The sequence below is a fragment of the bacterium genome, assembly GCA_041648665.1.
Lineage (GTDB): Bacteria > UBA10199 > UBA10199 > 2-02-FULL-44-16 > JAAZCA01 > JAFGMW01.
Window position 1 is genome coordinate 1 of the sequence record JBAZOP010000186.1, and the last position, 3,063, is coordinate 3,063.

A 3,063-nucleotide genomic window follows, 5' to 3' on the forward strand; every position below is an offset into this window, starting at 1 on the left:
GCGCCGTCGGGGAAGGTCGGCGGGCACACGACGACCGGCGCGACCGACGCGAACCCGCGAGCCCGCGTCTTCCCCGTCGCCGGGTCTCAGGTCGGGCAGTGGGGGATCCCCGTCGCGCTCACTCAGGGCGAGCGCGCCATCCGTTGGGCGTTCACAGGGAAGTAGCTACCAGCGCGTGCCGCCGAGCTTGGTGTAGATGGCGAAGGCGCGCCGCGCGCCCTTCACGAGCCCGGCCTCGCGCTCTGTCGGGCAGCGCTTCATGCCATACCCAGACATCCATCGCCACGTCGAGCCAGGGCAGACGCGGTCCCGCACGTCCGCGAGCTTCGCGGCGCCCGTCGCGATATTGCAGGTCGGGTCGTTCTCGACGTCGCAGCCGTCGGGGGCGAAGCGGGCCGCGACGCCGGGCATCACCTGCATCAAGCCGATCTCGCCGGCCGAGCCGCGCGCGTGCTCGTTGAACGAGCTCTCCCGCATGATCATCGCGACCAGCAGCAGCGGGTCGAAGCCGTGCCGCGCCGCGCTGGCGTTGATGGCCGCCGCGTAGGTCTCGTTCTGCGCAGGGGTGAGCGCGGGCTGGAGCTTCAGGATCGCCGCCGACGTCTCGAGCGGCAAAGTCGGCGCCGACGTCGGCGCCGACTGCGCCTCCTCGGCCTCGGCGACCGGCGCGCAGAGGCAGTCCTGCAAGAGCCCGAAGGCAGCGAAGGCCGCCGCGCCCACGATCACCCACACGAGCGCTCGGCCCAACCAGTCCCTCGTCTTCCGGTTCACGTACACCATGTGCCTTCTCCTCCAATTCGAGGTCCCCAGAGTACCATGAGCCATGCCCAACGACACCCGAAACAACGACGACCTTGCCCGCGTGCCCACAGCCCCGGAAACGCCCATCCCTCGCGCCGCCGCGGTGAAGCTGCCGTGCTTGGAGGTCTGGATCGACGATCCCCCGTCGGTCGTGAAGGACCCCGGCTACTGGGCGCTCATGCGCGAGCACGGCGTCATGAACGCTGCGCTCATGGTCGATACGACCAAGCCGGGCCTCGACTGCGTCTACAAGCCCCAGGACCTCGCCGTCATCCTCCCGCTCGCCCTCGACGCCGACATCGGCCTCATCGCGACCGACTGGCCCGAGCCCGACATGGACAAGATCGACCGGGCTTGCGAGCGGCTCGACCGCGACATCCTGCCCTTCGGCTTCACGGCGCTCGAGGGCGATGCCGAGGGGCTCTGGAGGGAGCAGCACTGCCGTGGCTTCGCGAGCCTCGACGGCGCAGCCGCCTACCTCATCGGTCGCCGTCGCGAGCTCGCCGCGAAGCACGACATCACGCTCCAAGGGACGACGCACACCGGCCACAAGGAGGCCTCGAAGCGCGCCTTCCTCGCTCGGCTCGTCGACCGCATGTACTACCAGCTCTACTCGACCGAGAGCGACTGGGAGGGGAAGAAAGTCGCCTTCTCAGGGCCGCGGGGCCCCGGCCGGCTGCAGGAGGAGTTCCTCGAGGACGTGCTCGAGGACATCCCCGAGTTCGAGAAGGGCACCGTGCAGCTCGCCGCCGGCCTCGCCGGCTACGATCAGAAGTGGCCCGGCCACGAGGTCGAGGAGGCGCTCGAGCGCGCCCTCGAGCCGCTCGTCCGCGGGCTCGGAGCTTCCGCTGTCCGCATCATGGCCGTCCGGATGTGGTCCGCGAAGTGGCTCTTCGGCGTCAGGAGCGACACGCCCATGCAGCGGCGCGTGCTCGCGTGGATCAAGAAGACCTGGGGGGCAACGCGAGCCTAGGCGGCTCGCACCGCCAGCTAGTTCTTCTTCCTCTCAGGGAGTCCGAGGCTGTCGGCCATTCGCTTGCGGAGCGCCCGATCGAGGAACATGACGAACTTGAACTTCTGGCTCTTCTCGACGCGGCACCCGAGCGCGATCATCTCTGCTTTCGTGCGGCTGTGGGTCGCTTTCTTCGCGACGAGGCGCCCGGTCTTCTCGTCCACGTAGCGGCACTCGGGCTTCGTCACGCCGAGCGGCTCGAAGTTCGTCGCCTTGTAGATGGTGCCGGTGTGCTGTTGCGCCTGGTCAGCGTAGGTGAGGATGGCCCTCCAGCGCCGGTCCTTCTTGACCTCGTGAACCGCGCCGCCGATGAGCAGCGACTCGGCGTTCGTCGGCTCCGAGTCGAGGACGACCATCCTCGAGAACGAGAGGACGTCGCGCCAGTCGTCGCCGGCCACCGATTGCGCCGCAACCTTAGTCGGAGGAAGGAACTGCGCCGCACCGACGACCTCGCCGTCGCAGCGAACGAGCCCGATCATCTTCACCGCGGTATTTGCTGCGCCCTTCGCGTAGTGGTGCTGTGAAATCAGCTCGACTCCGACCTTGAACGGGATCGGTTTCACCACGTACTCGCAGCGCCGGGCGTGTGTCCGGTCAGCGGCGGGCACGCAGCAGCGCGCCTGTTCGTCGGGGGTGAGAGGGACTTTCGCCATGGCCCGATTCTACCACGGGTTCGCGCACCACTCCCAGGTGGTCTCCCATTCGGGATTGTTGCAGGAGCACATGCACTCGGTCACGAGCTCTCCGTTCACGGAATGAGTGATGAGCCGTCCGCAGACGCAGTCGAGCACCGTGTAGTCGTCGTCGAGGCACGACTCGTTGCACACGTCCTCGTCCACGTCGCGGTCCGCGTAAGGGTCGCAGCCGGTGAACACGAGCGCCGCCACCAGAGCCAGAACCAAAGACAGAGCCTTCATGGTACCTCCTTGAGATCGTCCGCACGCCACGTCCACACGAGACTTTCGATGTCGCAGGCCACGCGGTACACCTCGCCGTGAATTGGGTGAATCCCGCGCTCCACTACGACGCCTTCGTGACCCAGGCAGCGAGCTTTCCCGGCGCCACTCTTGACTACCTGCGGCCACAGACTTCCCTCCTGCTTCACGTCTGCTTTCACGCGCACCACCTGCTTCTCCTCGAACCGCATACCGTCCTCCCTCGCGTGATGATACACTGCCTTCATGACGCAAGGAAGAATAGCCATATTCACCGCGCTTGTGCTTTTCACGCTCGGGGCTGACTGCCCGAGC

General features: G+C 67.3%; 5 protein-coding genes. 1 reads left to right on the top strand and 4 read right to left on the bottom strand.

Going from position 1 to position 3,063, the window contains the following annotated elements:
* Positions 1 to 165: 165 nt before the first annotated feature.
* Entirely contained in the window at positions 166 to 825 is a 660-nt protein-coding gene (locus WC683_20435) for a lytic transglycosylase domain-containing protein (protein ID MFA4974979.1), read from the bottom strand.
* On the opposite strand from WC683_20435, the gene WC683_20440 reads away from it, so the two are divergent.
* Complete coding sequence (locus WC683_20440) at positions 824 to 1,774, top strand: hypothetical protein (GenBank protein ID MFA4974980.1); 951 nt, start codon at positions 824 to 826, stop codon at positions 1,772 to 1,774. The two genes, WC683_20435 and WC683_20440, sit on opposite strands and share 2 nt — an antisense overlap.
* A 17-nt stretch (positions 1,775 to 1,791) precedes the next feature.
* Here WC683_20440 and WC683_20445 read toward each other — a convergent pair whose 3' ends face one another.
* The 3 genes from WC683_20445 to WC683_20455 form a co-directional block, all read right to left on the bottom strand.
* Positions 1,792 to 2,466, bottom strand: coding sequence for a hypothetical protein (locus WC683_20445; protein ID MFA4974981.1), 675 nt, complete (start codon positions 2,464 to 2,466; stop codon positions 1,792 to 1,794).
* 9 nt (positions 2,467 to 2,475) lie between these two features.
* Complete coding sequence (locus WC683_20450; GenBank protein ID MFA4974982.1) at positions 2,476 to 2,730, bottom strand: hypothetical protein; 255 nt, start codon at positions 2,728 to 2,730, stop codon at positions 2,476 to 2,478.
* The coding region (locus WC683_20455) for a hypothetical protein (GenBank protein MFA4974983.1) at positions 2,727 to 3,063 on the bottom strand (337 nt) is incomplete at its 5' end. The genes WC683_20455 and WC683_20450, both read right to left, overlap by 4 nt.